Source organism: Pseudomaricurvus sp. HS19 (assembly GCF_009857815.1).
Taxonomy (GTDB): Bacteria; Pseudomonadota; Gammaproteobacteria; order Pseudomonadales; family Cellvibrionaceae; genus Pseudomaricurvus.
Window position 1 is genome coordinate 1 of the sequence record NZ_WVVW01000029.1, and the last position, 517, is coordinate 517.

The following is a 517-nucleotide window of genomic DNA, read 5'->3' on the forward strand; positions in this document are numbered from 1 at the left end:
TGATCCGTCCGATGCGGCCTATCAATCCCTGCCGGATGGCCAGACGGCACCGCCGTTGGTTATTCCAATTACGGTGACTGATGCGGCTGGTGCAACCGACACACAGAACCTGACTATTACCGTGACCGGCACCAATGATGCAGCTCTGATCAGTGGTGTGGATGCTGTAACCGTTTCAGAGGATCAGGCTGCTGATAAGCTACATGCTTCGGGAAGACTCAGTGTCAGTGACGCAGACACAGGTGAAGCCGGCTTCGATTTACAGTCGGGGCTCGGCAGTAATGGCTATGGCCATTTTATTCTTAGCCCGACCGGTGCCTGGGGATATGTTGCCGATAACCATCAGACGGCTATTCAGCAGCTCGGTGACGGGCAGCCATTAACAGACAGCTTTGAATTTCACAGCAAAGATGGTACTACCCACACGGTAACTATCACTATTGAAGGCACTAATGATGCCCCCACTGTCAGTGCAGCCGTCACAGATCAAACCACCGATCAGGGGCAGGCCTTCAGC

1 protein-coding gene is annotated in these 517 nt (G+C 53.8%); it reads left to right on the forward strand.

Translation table 11 applies throughout. The features are described 5' to 3' along the window. Positions 1-517, forward strand: a 517-nt coding sequence (locus GSF27_RS17695; RefSeq protein ID WP_202410533.1) for a VCBS domain-containing protein, incomplete at both ends; no start/stop codon positions are given.